Origin of the sequence: Chachezhania sediminis, from assembly GCF_009765275.1 — a bacterium.
Lineage (GTDB): Bacteria > Pseudomonadota > Alphaproteobacteria > Rhodobacterales > Rhodobacteraceae > Chachezhania > Chachezhania sediminis.
Window position 1 is genome coordinate 54479 of record NZ_VOPH01000012.1, and the last position, 21723, is coordinate 76201.

17 protein-coding genes are annotated in these 21723 nt (G+C 65.7%); 5 read left to right on the forward strand and 12 right to left on the reverse strand.

All coding sequences use genetic code 11. The annotated features are described in order from the left end of the window. Window positions 1–7: 7 nt before the first annotated feature. Window positions 8–1285, reverse strand: a complete 1278-nt coding sequence (locus tag FQK05_RS22570; RefSeq protein ID WP_158971212.1) for an NHLP bacteriocin system secretion protein — start codon at window positions 1283–1285, stop codon at window positions 8–10. Between the two features lie 304 nt (window positions 1286–1589). On the opposite strand from FQK05_RS22570, the gene FQK05_RS22575 reads away from it, so the two are divergent. Further along, a complete protein-coding gene (locus FQK05_RS22575) occupies window positions 1590–2297 on the forward strand; it encodes a carbonic anhydrase (protein ID WP_158971214.1) in 708 nt (235 codons plus the stop codon). A gap of 241 nt (window positions 2298–2538) precedes the next feature. Here the strand turns inward: FQK05_RS22575 and bla are convergent, their stop codons facing one another. Then, window positions 2539–3420 (reverse strand): class A beta-lactamase, encoded by an 882-nt coding sequence (gene bla / locus FQK05_RS22580; protein ID WP_158971216.1) that lies wholly within the window; start codon window positions 3418–3420, stop codon window positions 2539–2541. A gap of 140 nt (window positions 3421–3560) precedes the next feature. Here bla and FQK05_RS22585 point away from each other — a divergent pair, with 140 nt between their 5' ends. Beyond that, complete coding sequence (locus FQK05_RS22585) at window positions 3561–4430, forward strand: LysR family transcriptional regulator (protein ID WP_158971218.1); 870 nt, start codon at window positions 3561–3563, stop codon at window positions 4428–4430. A 155-nt stretch (window positions 4431–4585) separates the two neighbouring features. Here FQK05_RS22585 and FQK05_RS22590 read toward each other — a convergent pair whose 3' ends face one another. The 3 genes from FQK05_RS22590 to FQK05_RS22600 form a co-directional block, all read right to left on the reverse strand. Continuing rightward, the gene (locus tag FQK05_RS22590) at window positions 4586–6337 is read right to left on the reverse strand and encodes a calcium-binding protein (RefSeq protein WP_158971220.1); all 1752 of its coding nucleotides are present in this window, start codon (window positions 6335–6337) and stop codon (window positions 4586–4588) included. A gap of 238 nt (window positions 6338–6575) precedes the next feature. Continuing rightward, window positions 6576–7871, reverse strand: coding sequence for a type II toxin-antitoxin system HipA family toxin (locus tag FQK05_RS22595; RefSeq protein ID WP_158971222.1), 1296 nt, complete (start codon window positions 7869–7871; stop codon window positions 6576–6578). Then, window positions 7861–8199: a helix-turn-helix transcriptional regulator gene (locus FQK05_RS22600; RefSeq protein ID WP_233270638.1), complete on the reverse strand. Its 339-nt coding sequence runs from the start codon at window positions 8197–8199 to the stop codon at window positions 7861–7863. Before FQK05_RS22600 ends, FQK05_RS22595 begins: the two co-directional genes overlap by 11 nt. A gap of 683 nt (window positions 8200–8882) precedes the next feature. On the opposite strand from FQK05_RS22600, the gene FQK05_RS22605 reads away from it, so the two are divergent. The 3 genes from FQK05_RS22605 to FQK05_RS22615 all read left to right on the forward strand — a co-directional run bounded on the left by FQK05_RS22605 (window position 8883) and on the right by FQK05_RS22615 (window position 13301). After that, window positions 8883–10433 (forward strand): long-chain-fatty-acid--CoA ligase, encoded by a 1551-nt coding sequence (locus FQK05_RS22605; RefSeq protein ID WP_158971224.1) that lies wholly within the window; start codon window positions 8883–8885, stop codon window positions 10431–10433. Between the two features lie 61 nt (window positions 10434–10494). Continuing rightward, window positions 10495–11643, forward strand: a complete 1149-nt coding sequence (locus FQK05_RS22610; protein WP_158971226.1) for an acyl-CoA dehydrogenase family protein — start codon at window positions 10495–10497, stop codon at window positions 11641–11643. Window positions 11644–11729: 86 nt separating this feature from the next. Beyond that, window positions 11730–13301, forward strand: a complete 1572-nt coding sequence (locus FQK05_RS22615) for a class I adenylate-forming enzyme family protein (RefSeq protein ID WP_158971227.1) — start codon at window positions 11730–11732, stop codon at window positions 13299–13301. A gap of 171 nt (window positions 13302–13472) precedes the next feature. Here FQK05_RS22615 and FQK05_RS22620 read toward each other — a convergent pair whose 3' ends face one another. The 7 genes from FQK05_RS22620 to FQK05_RS22650 form a co-directional block, all read right to left on the reverse strand. Further along, a complete protein-coding gene (locus FQK05_RS22620; RefSeq protein ID WP_158971229.1) occupies window positions 13473–14246 on the reverse strand; it encodes an enoyl-CoA hydratase-related protein in 774 nt (257 codons plus the stop codon). Then, on the reverse strand, window positions 14243–16189 hold the full coding sequence (locus FQK05_RS22625; RefSeq protein ID WP_158971231.1) for an acetyl-CoA carboxylase biotin carboxylase subunit: 1947 nt from the start codon (window positions 16187–16189) through the stop codon (window positions 14243–14245). Before FQK05_RS22625 ends, FQK05_RS22620 begins: the two co-directional genes overlap by 4 nt. 16 nt (window positions 16190–16205) lie before the next feature. Continuing rightward, window positions 16206–17819, reverse strand: coding sequence for an acyl-CoA carboxylase subunit beta (locus tag FQK05_RS22630; protein WP_158971233.1), 1614 nt, complete (start codon window positions 17817–17819; stop codon window positions 16206–16208). Between the two features lie 131 nt (window positions 17820–17950). Next, window positions 17951–19243, reverse strand: a complete 1293-nt coding sequence (locus tag FQK05_RS22635; protein WP_158971235.1) for a TRAP transporter large permease — start codon at window positions 19241–19243, stop codon at window positions 17951–17953. Next, window positions 19240–19752, reverse strand: coding sequence for a TRAP transporter small permease (locus tag FQK05_RS22640; RefSeq protein WP_158971237.1), 513 nt, complete (start codon window positions 19750–19752; stop codon window positions 19240–19242). The genes FQK05_RS22635 and FQK05_RS22640 overlap by 4 nt, the downstream gene beginning before the upstream one ends. Next, the gene (locus tag FQK05_RS22645; protein WP_158971239.1) at window positions 19739–20773 is read right to left on the reverse strand and encodes a TRAP transporter substrate-binding protein; all 1035 of its coding nucleotides are present in this window, start codon (window positions 20771–20773) and stop codon (window positions 19739–19741) included. The genes FQK05_RS22640 and FQK05_RS22645 overlap by 14 nt, the downstream gene beginning before the upstream one ends. Window positions 20774–20868: 95 nt before the next feature. Beyond that, window positions 20869–21678 carry a helix-turn-helix transcriptional regulator gene (locus tag FQK05_RS22650; RefSeq protein ID WP_158971241.1) on the reverse strand — a complete coding sequence of 270 codons (810 nt, stop codon included), beginning with the start codon at window positions 21676–21678 and terminating at the stop codon, window positions 20869–20871. Window positions 21679–21723 lie beyond the last annotated feature (45 nt).

The following is a 21723-nucleotide window of genomic DNA, read 5'->3' on the forward strand; positions in this document are numbered from 1 at the left end:
GTCCGCATCACGCGTCCAGCCCGAACAGGCGACGGAGCGCGGGGATGACCAGGACGATCGGCGGTTCCTTCTTCACCGCCACTTCGGCATTGGCGATGGTCCCGTCGGGGATCTTCAGCTTCGGCCCGGTGCCCGATGTCCATTTCAGCCCCGAAGGCGCGGTCGGGTCGCGTTCAAGTGCCACCCCGAAGATGATCGGTGCCTCGTTTCCCACCAGCGACTGGGCCAGCGTCGGGTTGCCCAGCTGGCGGGCGACCGCAGTGTCGCTTTGCGGCTCCAGCGTGACCCAGACGACTTTGGCGCGGATCGTGCCGAACCGTTCGGGTTCGACGATGGACGGCGCCACGTTGACGGACATCCCTTCCTCGATCCGCTTGCCCTGCGCCGGTTCCACGAAGAAGACCCCGTCCAGATCGTCGCGCACGGACTGGATCGTCAGCAGCGGCGCGCCCGGTTCGACGAAGGAATCGATGCGCCCGGCGATCTCGACGATGCGCCCGTCCGCGTCGGCGAGGATCTGGCCGCCGTCGATCAGGACCTCCTCGGCGTCGTCGAACTGTTCCCGGACCTGCAACAGCCGTTCCCGCATCTCCTCCAGTGCCGCGATCCGCTGATGTTCCAGGTCCAGGTACTGGGTTTCCAGCTTTTCGCGTTGCAGCCGCGTCTGGGCCAGGGCCGTCTTCATCTCGGCCACCGCTTCGCGCGCGGTTTCCACGTTCACGTCGGTTGTGAAGCCGCGCTTCTGCAGGTCCAGAAGTCCGTCCAGGATCTTCTGGCGGCCGGTCACGCTGTCCCGGGCGGACTGGATCTGCTTGTCCAGATCGGCAGCCTGCTTGTCGAGAGAGGCGGTCTGCTGCGCTTGGTAGGCCTCCCAATAGGCAATCAGGCGTTCCTCTTCGCTTTGCAGCAGCCGAAGCGTCCGTTCCGCATCGCGTTTCGCTTCCATCGCGGCCGAAATCTCGACCGAGCCCAGCCGGTCGCCCTTCTTGACCGGCTGCCCCAGCGCGACATCCAGTTCCCGCAGCACGCCGTCATGCGAGGCGACAAGGTTCCGCACCTCGCCGAAGGACGGGCCAAGGATCCCGCGGCCCGTGACGACGGTCGCGACACGGCCGAAGACGCTCCAGTAGAGCGCGCCCGCCACGACGATCGCAAGGGCTGCGCCGATGGCCCAGCCGCTGGGCCCCACCACGCGCATCAGGCCTTCAAGCTCTTCCGGCGATCTCAGGCGTTCAAGGGCAGCGGCGCGATAGGGAGACCGGCGCGAAGCGTCACCTTCTGCCATGATGTCTCGGTGTATTCGTCAACGGAAACAAAGCTCCACTCATCGTGCCCCGGTCATTTCACGATGCGGTCGGCGAAAATTCAATACGTTATCTTTCGCGGAGGCGGGCCGGTTCCACACCGAAGCCGGGCCGGTCCGGCCGCATCCGGGCCAAGGATATCATCGCGGCGGCACCACGCATGCCGGACACATCCCTAGATCGATTATGCGTGCCCGGTTTCGCCGAACTGAGGTATGATGCGGCGCACTATGTCCCGTCACCCGGGGATTTTCACGGGCGGCCGACATGACAGGAGAAAGACCCATGTGCGAAAAATCCCCCCCCACGTCGATGGACCGCCGCAACCTGTTCAAGGGCGGTCTGGCCCTTGCACTGGCCGGCGCAACCGTCTCGCAGGCCCGTGCCCAGACGGCAGCCGCCGCCCCGGCCTCGCCGCAGGAAGCGCTGCAGCGTCTGATCGACGGCAATGCCCGCTATGTGGCAAACGCGACCGTCAACGGTGATCACTCGGCCGACCGGATCGCCCGGTCGCAGGGGCAAAGCCCCTTCGCAGGGATCGTCACCTGTTCGGACTCGCGCGTCGTGCCGGAACTGATCTTCGACCAGGGACCGGGCGATCTGTTCGTCGTGCGGGTGGCCGGCAATTTCATCAACGATGACGGCCTGGCCAGTCTGGAATATGCCGTGGCGGTGCTGGGCATCCAGACCATCATGGTGCTGGGCCATTCCGCCTGCGGAGCGGTGGATGCGACGATCAAGTCGATCCAGGACGCCGAATTGCCCCCGGGCCACCTGCCCCATCTGGTGAACGCAATCCGGCCCGCGGTCTATGACGTCATGCCCGAAAAGCCCGCGGACCTGCTGGCCGCGGCGACACGGCGGAACGCAACGCTGAACGCCGGTTTCGCCGCTGGCGCGGGCCCGATCCTGGCCGAAGCCCACGCCGCCGGCAAGATCGGCACCGCGGCCGGCTTCTACGATATCGCGACCGGGTCCGTAACCGTCCTCTGACCCGCAGGCCCGCGGCAGAGGGGCCATGCGCCGGCCCTTGCGCTGTGAGCCGCGGTGACGTGCCGTCGCCGCGGGACGCCATGGCCGCAGGCGGTCGGCAGGGTCATCCCTGCCGACCGCACCGACAGTCCTGACGTGGTTCCGCAACCCCGGATCCGACGCAGCCGCGCGATGTCAGAACCGGAAGCCCCGGCCGCTGGCAGCGGGGCAGAGGACCCTGTCAGGCAGCGCCCGGCCGCGTTCAGCCCCCGACGACCGCCATCGCGGCACTGCCGATCCTTCGCAACGCGGCGTTGCGGGTCTCGAAATCCGCGTCGACGTCCGACACGAAGATGGTGACGATCCAGGGGTCCCCGCCGTCCGGCGTGATCGCCGCGATGATGTTGCGCGTGTGGCTGCCGGCACCGGACTTGTCGAGGATCTGCCAGCTTGCCGGTGCATCTGCGCGCAGCAGGTTGCGCGTAACGCCCCCTTGGCTCATCCACTCCGCCAGCTGTTCCCGCGCCGCCGGCGACAGGACCTCTCCGAAAAGCAGCGCGCGCAGGGTTCCGGACATGGCGGCCGGGGTCGTCGTGTCCTGCGGATTACCGGCCCTGAAGCTGTTCAGCTCGGGTTCGCGCCGGTCCAGACGGCTGGCCTGATCCCCGGCAGCGCGGAAAAAGGCGGTGACGGCCTGCGGCCCGCCGACACGGTCGATCAGCATGTTCGCGGCGGTATTGTCGCTTATGTCGATGGCGGCCAGGCAAAGCTCTGCAAGGGTCATCTGCTGGCCGACGCGCGTTTTCGTGACCGGCGCATAGGACAGGATTTCCTCCTGCACCACTGGCAGGGACTCCGACAGGTCCAGCACGCCGGCGTCGTCCAGCGCTAGTACGGCCCCGCAGACCGGGACCTTGACCGTGCTGTTCATCAGGAAGCGTTCGTCCCCGCGATGGAACCACGACCGGCCCGATCCGGTATCGACAAGCGCCAGGCCGACGCGGGCGCCCAGGGTCTGTTCGACCTGTTCGACAGTGTCCGACAGCGCTTCGAGAGGCGTCTGGGCAAAGGAGGCGGAGGCCAGTGACAGGCCAAGGGAAAGCCCTGCCGCGAGGCGCGACAGGCCGGAGGCGGTGAACCGCATGTCAGATGTCCTTTCTGGGAAGAGGCCGGGGCGGCACTCGGATGATGACATCAGGTGATGTCATGGGGATCATGTATTTGGCCTTGAGGGCGCCCCACAATCGACAAATATTATGGCCAGCCATTAGCTGAGGTACTGATATGGATCGCCCGGACCTGCCGCTGAACGCCCTGCGGGTATTCGAGGTCGCGATGCGGCAGGGCAGTTTCACCAAGGCCGCGATCGAGCTGCGCGTCACTCAGGCCGCGGTCAGCCACCAGATCGCGCGGCTGGAGGATCTGCTGGGCGCAACCCTGTTCCTGCGCACGTCCCAGGGGCTGGTGCCCACGGATGAAGGCCGGCTTCTGTTTCCGGTTCTGGAACACGGCTTCGACGCGATGGCGCGCGTGCTGGACCGGCTGAACGGGCGCCGCGACATCGAGGTGCTGAAGGTGGGGGTCAACACGACCTTCGCGCTTGGCTGGCTGATGCCGCGGCTGGACCTGTTCCGCCGCGCCCATCCCGAAATCGACCTGCGCATCTCGACCAACAACAACCGGGTGGAGATCCTGCGCGAAGGGCTGGACATGGCGATCCGCTTCGGCACCGGCGGCTGGACCGGCCACGACGCCGTCCCGCTGATGGAGGCCCCGCTGACCCCGCTTTGCGCGCCCGACATGGCGGCGCGGCTGCTGGATCCGGCCGACCTGGCACAGGTGACGCTGCTGCGCAGCTATCGCAGCGCCGAATGGCCCGGCTGGTTCGACGCCGCCGGCACCGCCTGTCCGCCCGTGACCGGGCCGGTCTTCGACAGCTCGGTCGCGCTGGCGGAACTGGCCGCTTCGGGGGCGGGGGCGGCGCTCTTGCCGGTGACGATGTTCGAAGCCCATGTCGCGCAGGGCCGCCTGGCCCAGCCCTTCGGGGTCACCGTGTCCGCCGGCCGCTATTACCTGGCCTGGCCGTCGGACCGGCGGGTGACACCGGCGATGCGCACATTCTCGGGCTGGTTGTCCGGGAAGGCCGTGTCCTAGGCCCTCCAGATGGGCGTCCGCCAGGAAGACCCCCCGACCGGCCGGGACGGTTCAGGTCGGCCGACGCACCTGAAGCGCCATCTTGGCCGGTCCGGACCGGCCGTCCTGCCGGCATGAACGCGCCTTTCCGCCAGCCCGGCGCCGCCGGGCCGCGCCTAGACGTAGTCGAAGTTGAAGGCGCTCAGGTCGTCCAGGTCCAGGTTGCGGAACACGATCTGGTTGATCCCGTCATCATCGGCATCGTAGATCACGTTCTTGCCCTTCTGCGTCGACGCGGCCTTGAACTCCCGGAACGTCTCCACCTCGCCCACCAGTTTCCAGAACTCGATGTGATCCTGTTTCGATCGGGGGCCCGTGGCCTGGAAATCCAGGATCGTGTCGCGCCCGAACTTTTCGGTCTGGTCGCCGTTGTGCGCGAAGGAATGGGTAAAGACGAAGGTGTCGGACCCCTTGCCGCCCTTCAGCTTGTCGTTACCAAGACCTCCGATCAGCTTGTCGTCGTCCTTGCCGCCCTCAAGAAAGTCCTTGCCAAGATCGCCGGTGAGGTAGTCGTTCCCTGGGCCGCCGCTAAGCCAGTCGTTGTCCCCGCCACCGGCAAGGTAATCGTCGCCCCCTTGGCCGAACAACTTGTCTGATCCGGTTTTTTCGAAGTCGGGATCGCCGTTGATCACATCGTCGGCGCCGCCGCCCCGGATGAAATCCTGCTGTCCGCCGCCGGTGATCACGTCCTTGCCACTGCCGGCGCGGAAATTGTTGCTGTTTCCGGACGGGTCGATCGAACCGTCCACCAGTACGGCGAAATCGGTCGGCAGCTGCACCACATCATTTCCGCCGCCCGACATGTTGAAGGTCATGCCCAGCTTGGCCTTGTCCTGCAACTCGGCCAGCTTCCCGTTAAAGTCGAACGTGTCGTCCAGATGGGTGAACGGCGACCGGATGCCGATCGTGACCGATGCGGTGGGGTCATTCTCGGACGGGATCGCGAATTCCAGCTCTTCGATATTCTTGATCTTGTCGGTCCAGCCGAACTTGGTGTTCGTGACCTGGAACACGCCTTTCAGCGGGTTGCCCACCACCGAAATCTCGAAATCGCCGCGCATGAATTTCTGCGCGTCGGAGCGTGGGACCTGATTGAAGTTGTGAAAGTATTCACCATCATCATAGATCAGCCGGTCGAAGCCATCGCCGCCGTCGATGACGGACCCGCCCTTGTAGCGGCCGGTCGGCGAAAGGTCGATCTCGTCGGGAGTGTAACCGTTGTTTTCCCAGTTGTGCTGCGGAAAGAACGTGGACACGATGTCGTCCCCGCCGCCCAGAGAGACCCTCTTGTTCCCCGTGATCAGGAAGACATGCATTGTGTCGTCTTCCAGATCGACCTCCTTGCCGACATGGTTCAGCAGGTTCTTCTTGGTCGGGGCATAATAGGAGAGCGCGCTGTCGCCCCCGGCCTTCCCCGACCACAGGATATCGCGCGAGATCCAATCCCCGGTCGCATCCGTGTCGAACAATTGCAACATGCCGACCTTGCTTTCCGATCTGGAAAGCACCCATTCGCTGTATGTGAGATTGTCGACTTTCTCGATGAACTTGCTGCGGTAGGTAAGCGTGCGGTTCTGGCCGGACGTGCCCTGATCGGCCGTGTTGCCCAGGGCATGAACCTCTATACTGTCCGCAATGTCCTCGGGCTTGATCGCAGCGTTCTTGAACCAGGCGTAGGAACGCCACTCGCTCCACGCCGCGGTGAAGGTCTCGCCATCGCCCGGGTACGGTTCAAGGCGGAAATGGTTTTCGGACCAGCGCCCGAAGGTCCCGTAGGACTTCATCCCGCTGTCCATTTTGGCAAACAGCTCATCAATGGACGAGGACGCGTCGAGGACCATGCCCCAGACAGGCTGTTTCTTGGGCATCGCGGTCGACCTTTCCGTGTGCTTCCAGCGTGGCAGTTGCCGTAGCGTCCGATTTCACACCATTTGGCCTTGGCTTGTGAATGTTGACGTTACGTAATGTAATGGCCGTTTGACTGTCTGATCTGCCCTCGTCGGCTTATCCCGAGCGGCCGGTCAATCCGGGGTCTGCACCCGCTCGGGGCCGGCAGGGTCTGGGGCAGGTTGCCCCCATGGGCGTGATCCGTGCCTGCAACCCTCGTTACCGAAGAGCCGGGCTGAAGCCCGAAAGCCGACCCCCAAGCCCCTCGAAGGCGTAGGGTTGCAACAAGGCACCGTCGCGCAGGATCCTGTCGTCGATGGCGCTTAGCCCGATGTCGCGGGCAAGGCCGGGATAGATGTCCCGGATGGCCTCGACCTGGTGCCTGATGATCTCTTCGGCGATGTCCCGGGTCAGGTGGAAGGCTGGGGCGGCCTCGACCGCCAGGGCAAGGCGGCTTTGACGGGCGGTCCCGGATATCGCCATGGCCTGGTTGGCCTCGTATGACCGGCGCGGCCGTGGGTCCAGGTCGTAGGCCGGCGTCAGCTCGACCTGGCGCCCGTCCCAGAACGCGGCATGATTGCGGGCGTGGTCGTCAGTATTACCGATCAGGATGTTGAAGCACATGCGGGAAAACAGTTCCCGCAGATCCCGGCCAGGCGCCTTGCCGTCATGACGCAGCCGTGTGGCAAGATCCTGATAGCTGGCATAGCGCGCCTCGTGCTCGGGCAGGTCCAGCAGGGTCAGCCCGGACACCATGGCGCGGCGCGTCCACCCGGCCGCGGTCGCCATGCGGTCGAAACGCGTGACAAGCAGGACATCGCGCCCGGCCACTTCGGCCAGATCAACCCGGGCCACGTTCAGCCCGGCCCCGGCGCCAAGCCGCATCGCAAGATATTCGCCCTTGATGACATTGTGCTGATCGTTGCTGGCGCTGAACTTGGCGATCATTTTTCTGTCCGGGCCCTCGACCTGGGCTTTGGGCCGCGCGCCCCCGATCGAGGTGCCGTGACGGATGGCCTCGTCCAGTTCCAGCGGCAGGCGGGCGCCCCGTTCCACCAGCGCTGCCGCGTTCATCAGCTGTTCCAGCGTCGCCTCGCCGGTCAGCCGGGGAACGTATCGGGTGGCAGACTCCTGAAAGTCCAGCGCACCGATCCGGTCCGAGCCGGAGTGCAGCATATAGTTCAGCTCGTCCAGCGCATCGACGTCGACGGCTGCCCCCCGTGCGCTGGTCAGCCGGTTCACGATGACGCGCCGCCCCCAGAAATCTGGCGCCCCGTCCCGCAGGACCGGCGCGATCGCGTGGGGCGCCCTGGGAACCTGAAGCCCCCGCCGCAAGGGCAGGTCCGGCAGGAACAGCGGGATCGCGTCCCCCCGGTCAAGATAGCTGCGCCCGTAGGCGAACTGGTAGATACCGTCGACAAGATCGATCCGGCCGGCCACCACCGGGTCGGTCGCGTCCGGCAACCAGGTCCACACAAAGGCCGTCCGGGCCGGTGCCAGGATATCAGAAGTCATCGTCGACCTGCCTTTGGCTACCCGCAAAGGCCCGCTTGCGCAAAAGCGCCCCAGCGCGCCGTTCCGCTTCAAGGCGCAGGGTCAGCCTGTCAGTGTCCTGTTCGAACAGCGGAATGCCCAGAATGCTGGCCAGTTCGAACATCGTGCCCATGGACACGCCCATGTCTCCCTTTTCGGCACGGCCCAGCAGCGGCCGCGAAACGCCGGCCCGTTCCGCCAGTTCGCCGGCGGTCATGTTCCGCTCCAGCCGTGCGGCGCGGATCATGCGGCCCAGAAGTTCTGCTGCATCCCGGGCATAGGGAGAGTAGACGTGGGTTTTCTTCGGCATGTGACCTGTAAATGTTACATATCGGCGGATGTGGAATATTCATGTTCAGTATCTTTTGGATACATTGGAATCCGGCTAAAATGCAATAAAAACATTACATATCTGGTTTTATGTCATGTTGTTATGCCAAGACATCTCGTGGTCGGGCCTTTCCTGCCCTGACGCGGGATCCTGATCGGCAGCACCGGCTTTCACCCGCCGACGCCCCGGTCGGTCACACGGCAGACCCAGACCACCGGGTTTTCCGCCGGGCCGCGGATCGCGGCGCGGACCGGCGACTCGGGTCCAGCATCTGCAGGACGGCCCGCCCCGCAGACCCGCGCTGTGCCGCCTTCCGGGTCCGGATATGTGAAGGAGTTCCCCGGAATCCCCGGCCCTTCCCGGGATACGGCAGCGCCTTGCCGCCGGCCCACAACCCCGGCTCAGGGGGCTGGCTTCCCGTTTCTTTTTCCAGTTCGCGACCGGATTACGCCCTTCGACAACCTCTGGGCACAAGACGCATCCGGCCGCCCCCGGATACTGGATCCCGACGGATCGGGGAAAACGGTATCCGGCCGGAGCGAAGGTGACAGACCCGCCTGCCGGAAGACCTGCAAGGCCCGCAGGCGGCGATGCGGATCCGGCCGGGTCCCCCGGCCCAGGGCGCGACACCCCGCGACGGGAGCGCGGGACAGGGAGGAAAAATGCTGAACATTTCGATCATGCTGGAACACAGCGCGCGCCGCCGGCCGGGGCATCCGGCGATTGTCTTCGGCGACACGCAGATATCCTATGCCCAGCTGGACGCGGCCGCGAACCAGGTGGCCAACGGCATGCGCGCGGCCGGGATCGGGCGGGGCGACAAGGTCGCCATCAGCTGCCTGAACCTGCCCTATTTCCCGATGGTCTTCTTCGGCGCGGCCAAGATCGGTGCCGTCCTCGTACCCCTGAACGTGCTGCTGAAGCCCAAGGAAATCGCCTATCACCTGCGCGATTGCGAGGCGAAGGCCTATTTCTGCTTCGAAGGCAACGACGTGCTGCCCATGGGCCAGTGGGGCCACGAGGCCTTTGCCCAGGTGCCGGGCTGCGAGATCTTCTGTGCCATCACCGCCGATCCTGCCGCCCCCTCTCCTTTCGAAGACACCCGCACGCTGGGCGAGCTGATGGCGGACCGCTCGCCCGAATACGATCCTGAACCGATGTCCAGCGAGGACACGGCGCTGATCATCTACACCTCGGGCACCACGGGCGACCCGAAAGGGGCCGAACTCAGCCAGTCTAACGTGATGATGAACACCATGCTGATGCGGGACCTGCTGGAATACCGCGACGACGACATCTCGCTTCTGGTTTTGCCGATGTTCCACGTCTTCGGCCTGCTGGTTCAGCTGGCCTCCGGCGTCTATCACGGGGTCACCCACGTGATGCTGCCGCGTTTCGATCCCGACCTGGTGATGAAGACCATGATCGCGGAACGGATCACGGTGTTCTGCGGGGTGCCCACCATGTACTGGGCGCTGCTTCAGCACGACACGTCGGAGATTGCCGACCTCGACGTCGTCGGCAATGCGCTGCGGCTGTGCATTTCCGCGGGTCAGTCGATCCCCGGTGCCACGCTGAAAGCCTTCGAGAAGAAGTTCAACACCGCGATCATCGAAGGCTACGGCATGTCCGAAACCTCTCCGGGCATCACGTTCAACCGGCTGGACATGCCTCGCAAGATCGGATCGGTCGGCACGCCCTTCTGGGGGGTCGAGGTGCGAGTCGTGGATGCCGACGGCCATTCCGTCCCGCCCGGCCACAGGGGAGAGATCATCTGCCGGGGCCACAACGTGATGAAGGGCTATTACAACGCTCCGGAAAAGACCGCGTCCACGATTGTCGACGGCTGGATGCATACCGGCGACATCGGCGAATTCGACAGCGAGGGCTATCTTTACGTCGTCGACCGCCTGAAGGAGATGATCAACCGTGGGGGCGAGAACATCTATCCCACCGAGGTCGAGAAGCGGCTGGTCGAACACGAGGCGATCTCGCTTGCCGCGGTCGTTCCGGTGCCGTCCGAAAGGTACGGCGAAGAGATCAAGGCCTTCGTCGTCCTGAAGCCCGGCGCCTCTGCCACGCCGGAAGGGATCATCGACTGGGCACGCGCCAACATGTCGGCCCAGAAATACCCGCGCGAGGTCGAGATCCTGACCGAACTGCCGATGACCGGGTCCGGCAAGGTCATGAAGAAATCGCTGCGGACCGCCTGAGAAAAGCCCCCCGGGGCGGACCCGCCCACCCCTTCCAACGCTTCGGAAAGGCGCATGCGCAATGGAACTGACCCACGAACACGAAGCCACGCGGCAGTCGGTCCTGAAATGGATCGACGACAAGGTGAACCCCCATGTCGACGACTGGGAGGCCGCCGGGATCTATCCCGCGCACCAGGTCATGGGCGCGCTTGGCGCGCTTGGCATGCTTGGCGTGTCGAAGCCGGAAAAGTTCGGCGGGCTGGGGCTGGACTTCTCCTATGCCGCCGTGGTGGCCGAGGCGCTGGGGTCGATCAAGTCCGGTGGCGTTGCCATGAGCATCGGCGTCCAGACCGACATGTGCACGCCCGCGCTGGAAAAGCACGGCAGCGACGCCCTGTGCGAGGAATTCCTGCGCCCCGCAATCACCGGCGAATACGTCGGCTGCATCGGCGTGTCGGAACCGGGGGGCGGCTCCGACGTTGCCTCGATCCGGACCACGGCGCGTAAGGATGGCGGCGACTATGTGATCAACGGCACGAAGATGTGGATCACGAACGGCGTCCAGGCCGATTTCTGCTGCCTTCTGGCCAATACCGGCGACGGGCCGGTCCACCGCAACAAGTCGCTGATCGTGGTGCCGATGAAGACCAAAGGGGTCGAGATCGCGCGCAAGATCGACAAGATAGGGATGCGCGCGTCGGACACGGCACAGATCTTCTTCGACGACGTGCGGGTGCCGCAGGCCAATCGCATCGGCGAGGAGAACATGGGCTTCATCTACCAGATGGAGCAGTTCCAGATCGAACGCCTGTGGGGGGCGCTGAACAATGCCGCGATGCTGCAGCGGGCCATCGACTGCACCATCGCCTACACCCGCGAACGGCAGGTCTTCGGCAAGCCGGTGCTGGACAACCAGTACGTCAACTTTGCCCTGGCCGAGATGCAGGCCGAGGTCGAGGCGCTGAATGCCCTGAACTGGCGCGGTGTGGAAATGGTCGTGGCCGGGCAGGACGCCACGCGGATCGCCACCATGGCCAAATTGAAGGCGGGACGGCTGGCGCGGACCGTGGCGGACGGCTGCCTGCAGTTCTGGGGCGGCATGGGCTATAGCGAGGACAGCGAGATTTCCCGCATCTTCCGCGACGTGCGCCTGACCTCGATCGGCGGTGGCGCGGACGAGGTGATGCTGCGGATCCTGACCCGGTATATGGGGATCGCGTCGGACTAGGGCCCCGTCAGCCTGTCGTCGCAAGTTTCGTGCCCCTGCCCTTGCTAGCGTGGGCGCAGGCCAGACACCAGCGGCGGGAGGAGCTCATGGCGCGGCGGACATTCGATGGCGGCGTGACGCCACCCCCTTCCGAAATTACCCGGATCGCCGTGGGCGACATCCTGCGGCGGACTGCAAGACGCCTGCCAGGGAACACGGTTCTGGTCGAAGGCGACCGCCGCGTCACCGCCGCCGAACTGGATGCGGCCGCCAACCGGATGGCGCATTACCTGATCGCGCAGGGCTGCCAGCCCGGCGATCGCTGCGCGATGATGTTCGGCAATTCCATCGAACTGGTGGTGACACTGTTCGCCATCCACCGCGCGGGGCTGATCTGGGTGCCGATCAACCTGATGCTGGACGCCGACGACGTCGAATACACCCTGACCCATGCCGGCGTCAGCCATGTCGCGGTCGAGGAGGTCTTTGCCGACCACCCGAACCTGGGCGCCGTGGCGCGCCGGCTGGGGATCGCGACGACGGTGGTCGCGCCCGGCCTTGCCCTTTGCGCAGACCGGCCGGGAACCGAACCGGACGTCGAGATCGACCGCGATGACATCGCGGCGATCATCTATACCAGCGGCACGACGTCGAAGCCCAAGGGCGCGATGCACTCGCACCAGTCCATCGTCATGGCGATCATGGCCAATGCCGTGGAATCCAGCTTCGTGCGCGAGGATGGTGTGCCGCTGCAACTGCCGCTGTTCCATTGCGGCGCCCATGTGCTGCTGCTGTCCTTCCTGATGGTCGGCGCGAAATGCGTGCTGCTGCGCGGTTTCGATGCCGGCACCATGCTGCGCGTGATCGAGGAAGAGCAGCTGACCGTCGTCGTGGGCCTGCCGATGATGTATGCCGCGATGCTGGCCCATCCCGAGATGGAGACGCGGTCGATGGCATCCCTGCGGTTCGGCCTCCACACCATGGCGCCGATGTACGAAAGCCTGATGCGGGAAATGATCGACCGCATCTGCCCGACCTTCAAGCTGTCCTCGGGCCAGACCGAGATGTACCCGATCACGACGCTTTCCCGGCCGGAAATGCAGTTGAAACGCTTCGGCAATGTCTGGGGCGAAGCCACGCTGATCAACGACCTGGCGGTGATGGGCGAGGACGGAACGCTGCTGCCCCCGGGCGAGATCGGCGAACTGGTCCACCGCGGCCCGAACGTGATGCGGGGCTATTACAAGAACCCCGAAGCCACGGAGGAGGCCCGCCGCTTCGGCTGGCATCACACCGGCGATCTGGGCCGGATCAACGAATGGGGCGAGTTCGAATTCCTGGACCGGACCAAGGACATGATCAAGTCGGGGGGCGAGAACGTATCCTCCATGCAGGTCGAGGCGCATCTCTTGGACTGTCCCGGCGTGAAGGAGGCGATCGCCGTCGGCATCCCTCACGCCCGCTGGGGCGAGGCGGTGACGGCCTTCGTCGTGGTTGAGGACGGCACCGACGCCGACCCGCAGCCCATCATGGACCGTCTGCACCGGCATCTGGGCGGTTTCCAGGTGCCCAAGCGCATCGTCTTCGTCGACGCCGTGCCCAAGACCGCAACCGGCAAGTTGCGAAAGGTGGAACTGCGGCAGGCCTATGCCGACCTCTACGCGGACGAGATGGTTTGAGGGGGGGGGCCGCTCGGGGATCTTTCACTCAGCGCAACGGCGACAATGAAATAGGGCGGGCCTCTCGGTCCGCCCTTTCGGTTTCCTGAAAAGCGCCCGTAGACGCGGCCACCGGTCGTGGCCTGACGTGCAATCCGTCAAACTGGCGGGTCCGGACCGAAGCCCCTTGCCCTAGCGCCCGGTGAACTTCGGCGGCCGCTTCTCGTTGAACGAGGCAAGGCCTTCCTGCGCGTCCTCGGTCAGGGTCATCAGGCCCAGTTGACCTTCGGCAAAGGCGATGGCCTGATCGAAGGGCATATCTTCCAGCACGCGAAGCGCATATTTGCCCCGCCGCATCGCGGCAGGCGAGGTCGCCGAAAGACGCGCAACCATGGTGGCGACGGTGTCGTCCAGCTGATCCGCGGGGACGACCCGGTTCAGAAGGCCGGCGGCAAGGGCTTCGTCGGCCGTAAAGGGCTCGCCGGTCAGGGTCCATTCACGCAAGGTCCGCGCCGGGACCAGCGTCTTCATCAGCGCCAGGACCTGCATCGGGAACAGGCCGATCTTCACCTCGGGCAGGCCGAACCTGGCACTGTCGACCGACACGGCCAAGTCGGCCAGCGCCAAAAGGCCCATGCCGCCCGCCACGCAGGCGCCGTTGACCACAGCCAGGATCGGCAGCGGGCTGTCCTGCGCCTGCCGCATCAGATCGCCATAGGCCAGCCGCGGCCGGGCGAAGTCGAAATTGAACCCGCCGCCCGGTTGCAGGTCGCCACCCGCGCAAAAGGCCTTGCCCGCGCCGGTCAGGACGATGCAGCGGATCTCCGGATCGGCCGCGGCCCGGGCAAAGCCCTCGGCCACCAGCGCGATCAGATCCCCGGTGATGGCATTGCGTTTTTCGGGCCGGTTCAGCGTGATCCAGAAGGCCGCGCCGCGGCGTTCGTGCAGGACGATTGCGTCGGTCATGTCGCGTCGATCTCCACCAGGACGGCATGGGTGCTGACCTGCATGCCCTTTTCCACATTCACCGCCGTGACCGTCCCGTCGACGGCCGCGGCATGGGTGTGTTCCATCTTCATCGCCTCGACCACGATCAGCTTCTGCCCCGCCGCGACCGTATCGCCCACCGCGACCTCCACCGACACGATATTGCCGTTCATCGACGCGCGGACCTTGCCGTCGCCACCCGCCGCCGCGGCCGTGACAGTCGGCGCAAAGGTCAGGTCGTCGAAATCGTGACATCGTCCCAGCGTCTGGACCGTGACGCGGGCCTGCCCGACTGCAATCGTGGCAGTCCGACGCACGCCGCCCAGGTCGTAGTCCGCCCTTGTCCCGTCGATGCCCGCGACGCGCAATTCCAGCGAATCCTGCCCCACCATGGTCACGCGGGCCAGCCCGTCGCGCAGGCTTTGCACCACCGGCTGGTATTCCGTTCCGTCCCGCGCCAGCCGCAGGGGCGCGGGATAGCCATGGGCCAGCCGGCTGCCCGGCCCTGCGCGCAACAGGGCCGCGGCGACCATCGCGGCACGGGGTTCGGTGGCCGCGGCGGTTTCCAGCAATGCCTCGCCATGGTCGCCGATAAAGGCCGTGGTGGCCCCGCCGGCCGCAAAGATCGGGTGGGACAGGACATCCGCCAGGAAATCCTTGTTGGTCCGCAGGCCCATGGCCCTGGTCCCGTCCAGCGCCGCGATCAGTTCCCGCCGTGCGTCGTCGCGGGTGGTGCCATGGGCGATCAGCTTGGCGATCATCGAGTCGTAATCCGGGGGGACGACGTATCCGCTGCGCAGCGCGTGATCGACCCGGATGCCCGGTGCGGGTTCCCACAGGTCCAGCCGCCCGCTTTGCGGCATGAAGCCCGCGGCGGGATCTTCGGCGCACAGGCGCACCTCGATGGCGTGGCCGGTGAAGGTGATGTCGTCCTGCGTCAGGGGCAACGCCTCGCCTGCGGCGACGCGCAGTTGCAGGGCGACAAGGTCCAGCCCGGTGATCGCCTCGGTCACAGGATGTTCGACCTGAAGACGGGTGTTCATCTCCATGAAGTAGAAATTGCCGTCGGCATCCAGCAGGTATTCGAAGGTCCCCGCACCGACATAGCCGATGGCGCGCACAGCATCGATGGACGCCTGCCCCATCCGCACGCGCAGGTCGGGTGTCACGGCAGGCGACGGCGCTTCCTCGACCAGTTTCTGGTGGCGGCGCTGGACGGAACAGTCGCGTTCGCCGCAATGGATCGCATTGCCGTGGCGGTCGGCCATGATCTGGATCTCGACATGGCGCGGGTTCAGGATGGCCTTTTCCAGCAGCACCACGTCATTGCCGAAGGCCCCCTGCGCTTCGGATTTCGCGGATGTCAGGTGGGTGGCGAAATCCTCTTCCCGCCCGACCAGCCGCATGCCGCGACCGCCGCCCCCGGCCGTGGCCTTGATCATCACCGGGAAACCGATGCGCCGCGCCTCGTCCAGCAGGCGGTCGGGGCTTTGATCCTTGCCCTGATAGCCAGGGACGCAGGGCACGCCCGCCCGGTCCATCAGAGCCTTGGCCCCGGCCTTGTCGCCCATCGCGGCGATGGCGTCCGCGTCGGGGCCCACGAAGATCAGGCCCGCCTTGGCGCAGGCCGCCGCGAAATCGGCGTTTTCGGCCAGAAATCCGTACCCCGGATGGATCGCATCTGCCCCGGTCCGGCGGGCCGCGTCGATGATCGCGTCGATCCGCAGGTAGGAATCTCGCGGGGCGGCCGCCCCGATGCAGACGGCGGCATCGGCCATGCGGACATGTTCCGCATCCGCGTCGGCCTCGGAATAGACGGCGACGGTGCCATAGCCCATGGCACGGGCCGTGCGCAGGATGCGGACCGCGATTTCGCCCCGGTTCGCGACCAGCAGTCTGGAGAAGGGTGTCGGTGTGGTCATCTGGGTCTCGTGCATCCTAGGGTCGTGCAACGGCGAACTGGATCTTGTTCGGCTGGCGCGCATCGCCTTCGCGGACGATCTGCATCAGTTCGATCATCAGGTCGCGGGTATCGCGGGGGTCGATCACCCCGTCGTCCAGCACCCGGGCCGAGGTATAGAAGGCGTCCATCTGCCGGTTGAAATTCTGGGTGATCGCGGATTTCAGCGCGTCCAGCTTTTCATGGTCGACCGGTTCGCCCAGCCGTTCGGCCCGCATTTCCTGCACCACGGCCATGGTGCCCGCGGCCTGTTCGCCTCCCATGACCGCCGTGCGCGCATTGGGCCAGGAAAAGCAGAACCGCGGGTGAAAGCCCCGGCCGCACATGCCGTAGTTCCCCGCCCCGAAGGACGCGCCGCAATAGATCGTGAACTGGGGCACCGTGGCGGTGGTCACCGCCTGGATCATCTTGGACCCGTGCTTGATGCTGCCCGCTTCCTCGTAACTGCGGCCGACGATGAATCCGGTGGTGTTGTTCAGGTACAGGATCGGCGTGCCGGCCTGGCAGCAGGCCTGGATGAAATGGGTGGCTTTCGCCGCTCCCTGAGGGTCGATGGGCCCGTTGTTGGTGATGATCCCGATGGGCCAGCCGGCGATCCGCCCGTTGCCGCAGACCGTGGCCCCGCCGTAACGCTCGCCGAATTCGACGAAGTCGGACCCGTCGACCAGCCGGGCGATGACCTCTTTCATGTCGACCGGCTGGCGGTGGTCCATGGGCATGACGCCCAGCATCTCCTCGCGGTCATAGGCCGGCTCTTCGTAGTCGCGTGCCTCGTTCTCCGCGTGCCAATCGATATTGCCCAGGATCGACCGGGCCAGGCCGATGGCCTCGCGGTCGTCCTCGGCCAGATAGTCGCCCAGGCCGGAAATGCCGGTGTGCATCTCGGCCCCGCCCAGTTCCTCCTCGGTCGCGATCTCGCCCGTGGCGGCCTTCAGCAGGGGCGGCCCGGCCAGAAAGGCCCTTGTCCGGCCCCGGACCATGATGATGTAGTCCGACAGCCCGGTCTGATAGGCGCCGCCGGCGGTCGAACTGCCATGAGTCACCGTCACCACCGGCAGACCCGCGGCCGAAAAGCGGGCGATGTTGCGGAAGATGTTCCCGCCCCGGATGAAATCCTCGACCCGGTAGGCCATCAGGTTCGCCCCGGCACTTTCCACCAGCTGGACGTAGGGCAGGTTGTTCTCCAGCGCGATCTCCTGCACGCGCAACTGCTTGTCGAGGCCCATGGGCTGAAGCGCGCCCGCCGCAATGCCGCTGTCGGACGCGTTGATCATGCACCGCTTGCCCGCGATGTACCCGATCCCCGCGATCACCCCGCCACCCGGCACCGACCGGTCGAGGTCCGGCTGATCCAGCCCGTAGCCCGCCAGCTTCGACAGCTCGATAAAGGGCCGGCCCGGATCCAGGAGCAGTGCCACCCGGTCCCGGGGCAGCAGTTGGTGACGCTTTTCGAACCGTTCGCGCGACCGCTCCGAGGCGGTGCGGCTGCGTCCCTCGATCTTCTCCATCTGGGCCAGCAGGTCCAGCATGCCTTGCCGATTGGCCTGAAAGACCGGCGACTGGGGGGAGAGGGAGCTGAGTATCTTCGCCATGTGCTGTCCGCGATCCTGAATGAAGGCCCGCCCGGGCGATGGCCGCCCCGGCGATGGGTCAAGGTTAGACAAGGGACCCGGGCGTCGCTTGCGTCGGTTAGCTAGGGTCAGTGGGTCCTGCCCAATGGGGCTCAGAACAGCAGTCGCGGCAGGAATAGCGATATCGCCGGGATCCCGGTCAGCAGGGCGATCCGGATGATATCGGCGATCCAGAACGGCACCACGCCGCGGAAGATGGTCGAGGTCGCGACATCCGGCAGCACCGACCGCAGGACAAAAACGTTGATGCCGATGGGCGGCGTCAGCAGACCGATCTCGACCGACACCACCACGACGATTCCGAACCAGACCGGGTCGAAACCCAGTTCGACGATGATCGGAAAGAAAATCGGCACCGTCAGCAGGATCATCGACAGGCTTTCCAGCACGCAGCCCAGCACCAGATAGATCAGGACGATGACCACAATCACCAGCCAGGGTTGCACGTCCTGCCCGGACACCCAGTCCAGGAAGGCGGTGTGCATGCCGGTATAGTTGATGAACTCGCTGAATATCGTGGCCCCGATCAGGACCGCGAACATCACGCCGCTGGTGCGGGCGGAATCGACCAGCACCTCCAGGAAATCGCGGAAACTCATCGACCGCCGCGCCAGCGCGAACAGGAAGCTGACCCCGGCGCCGACGCCCGCGGCCTCGGTCGGCGTGAACAGGCCGCCATAGATACCGCCGATCACGACCCCGAACAGAAGCAACACTGCCCAGACGCCCTTCAGCGCGGCCATCCGTTCGGCCCAGCTCATCCTGGGGCCTGCCGGGCCCGCCGCCGGATTGCGCCAGGTGACGTAGCGCACGGCGATCATGTAGCCCACCAGCCCGATCAGGCCCGGGATCATGCCGGCGGCGAAGAGCATGCCGATATTCGTTTCGGTGATCACCCCGTAGATGATCAGGATCACGCTGGGCGGGATCAGGATGCCCAGGGTCCCCCCGGCCGCGATGGACCCGGTGGCCAGACGGTCGTCATAACCGAATTCCCGCATCGACGGCATCGCCACCTTGGCCATGGTCGCGGCGGTGGCCAGCGACGATCCGCAGACGGCACTGAAACCGCCGCAGGCCACCACCGTCGCCAAGGATATCCCGCCCCGCAGGTGCCCGACGACCGCATAGGCGGCGCGGTACAATTCGCCCGAGATGCCGGCCCGGGTCAGGAAATTGCCCATCAGCACGAACAGCGGGATGACCGACAGGTAATAGTTCAGAAGGCTGGATTTCGTCGTCAGCGCGACCATCGCGAAGGCGGGCCGCCAGGACAGCAGCAGGCCGAAGCCGAAAAAGCCGACAAGACCCAGGGCCACGGCCAGCGGCACGCGCGCGAAGATCAGGACGAAGGCGGCAAGAACGCCGATCAGGGCTTCGGTCATGCTTGGATCAACTTCTCGGGCCGGGCCGCGGCGTAAAGGAACGCGGCGGCCGAAATGGCAAAGAACACCGCGATGCCGTAAAGGACGGGCGCAAGGGGCACCTCCAGCAGCGCGGTCTGGCCGCCGAAACGGGCGGTCTTGTCGCCCTCGATCCAGACGCGCCAGGCGACAAAACCCATGGCGATGGCGCAGATGACGTTGACGACGGCGTCCTGCACCACGCGCAGGCGGTCGGGAATGAAGACGTCCAGCACGTCGATGGTCGCGTGCATCGCCCGGTAGGCCAGCGACGGGAACACGCAGGCCACGGTCGCTGCAACCGCCAGTTCCGTGATCTCGGTCGCGCCGGGGATGGGCGCCTGCAGGAAGGTCCGCCCGATCACGTCCAGAAAGGCCGTACCCATCATCGCCATCAGGCCGATCGCCGCCAGCACGTCGCAGGCAGCGATCATCCAGCGGACGGGTGCCCAGGCACCCGCCGCGGCCCGGTCGGGATCAGTTGTCGCCAAGTTCCGCCTCCAGCTTGGCGATTTCCGCCCGGAATTCCGCCAGCACGTCGGCGGCGTTCTTCAGGCCCCGCTGTTCGGCGTCGGCGATCCAGGCGGCCTCGATCGGCTTCAGCTTCTCGTGCAGTTCGGCCGTCAGCCCGGCCGAGGCCTCGTTGATCTGGCCGCCGTTTTCCAGCACGGCTGCGACCCCTTCGGCGTTCAGCCGGACATAGACCTCGCCGATCCGCTTCGAGAAGACTTCGCCCGAAACGCTCCAGAACGCTTCACGATCCGCGGGCGACAACTCGTCCAGCGCCTCCTGGTTGACGATGAAGGAAATCCCGGTGCTGCCCAGGCCCCCGGGAACGGTCAGGACATGCTTGATCGACGGTGCGACCTTGAAGGTCTTGATCGTCTCGGTCGACGAGATCATGCCGTCCACCACGCCGGTGGAGATCAGCTCGTACATCTCGCTGACGGGCTTGTTGACCGGGGCACCGCCCAGTTCGGCGACCATCTTCGACGTCGTGGGCGTGGGCACCCGCAGCTTCAGCCCGCGGAACCCGTCCAGCGTGTCGACTTTGTCCGACCCCGTGGCCAGCGCCATCGCGCCGACCGAGGCCTTGCCGAAGGGGATGGCGTTTTCGTACTCGGCGAAGGGTTCCAGATACTTCTTGTAGATCCGCCAGTAGGCAATGGTGATCGCCTCGGCATTGTTGCCCAGGAAGGGCAGTTCGACGATACCGTTCACGTTGAACCGGCCCGGAGAGTATCCGTCGACGATCAGCGACACGTCCGCCAGCCCGTCGCGGACGACCTCGAACTGGGTGGGCACGGTGCCGACGACCTTGGGCAGGATGTCCACCTTCACGCGCCCGTCGGTCACCCGTTCGACATCCGCGATCCAGGGTTCGATGACATTGGCCATGAAGCCGTGGGTGGCGGGCAGCCAGTTGGAATAGCGCAGCGTCGTGTCGGCGCCGGCGGCGGTGGATGCGGCACCGAGCACAAGGCTCAGTGCACAGGTCCGTGCGAAATTCATGTGCTCCTCCCAGAGTGTTCCGGGGGGACTGTCGCGTGGCCAAACCAGAGCCGTCTTGTGTTTTGACGCTGGCCTGGCCCAATTCGCGGGCAGCGTCAGGTGCAGGCCATGGCCGCCAGCCGGGCACTGCTGTCCACCCGCAGGTTCTGCGATCCGATCCGGATCGACCGCGGCTGCAGGCCGAAGGTCCGCCGGATCGAATGGCTGAAATGGCTGGAATCCGGATAGCCCAGGCTGAGCGCGACATCGGTCAGGCTGGTCGAATGATTGGCATGCATCAGGAAAGTCCGCGCCCGCCGCCACATGCGATAATTGCGGAACGACGTGCCGGTCTGTTCCTTGAACAGGTGCAGGAACCGGGACGAGGACAGGCCGACGCTTTCCGCGATTTCCGATGCCAGCGTCTGGCTTTCCAGGCCCTGAAGCTCCATCTCTTCCAGCGCGTCGTCGATCCTCGGGTCCAGACTGCGTTCGCCCAGCACCCGGCCCAGGACGATCCGGTCGAAGGCCGCCGCCGAAATCTCGCCATCCGGTGCCCGACAGGCCAGCCGCGCGGCGGCCCCGCGCAGGCGCAACAGGTGCCCGGTCCGGCGGTCGGGATCGGCATAGTCCGCCAGCAGGCGCTCCATCTCGCCCTGCACGAGCCGCTCGGGTTCGATCAGGACGCTGATGACGCTGCCGCAATCCGACACGACCTGGTGGTCCTGGTAGGGGGCCACGATGGCCAGGTCGCACCGGAACCAGTCGCCGTTGCCGTATTTCAGGCGCATTCCCCCGGCCGGCGACAGATAGACCGACGCGGCCCCAAGACGCCGCGTCTTCATTCTGTGTCCCAGCAGGCCGAAATAGAAAACACGATCCTCCAGCACCAGCATGTACCGGTTCGCGTCGACTTCAAGCGTCATGACTGCCTCCCTACAGCATGAAACGGTCCGGCCCCCGGCGCTCCT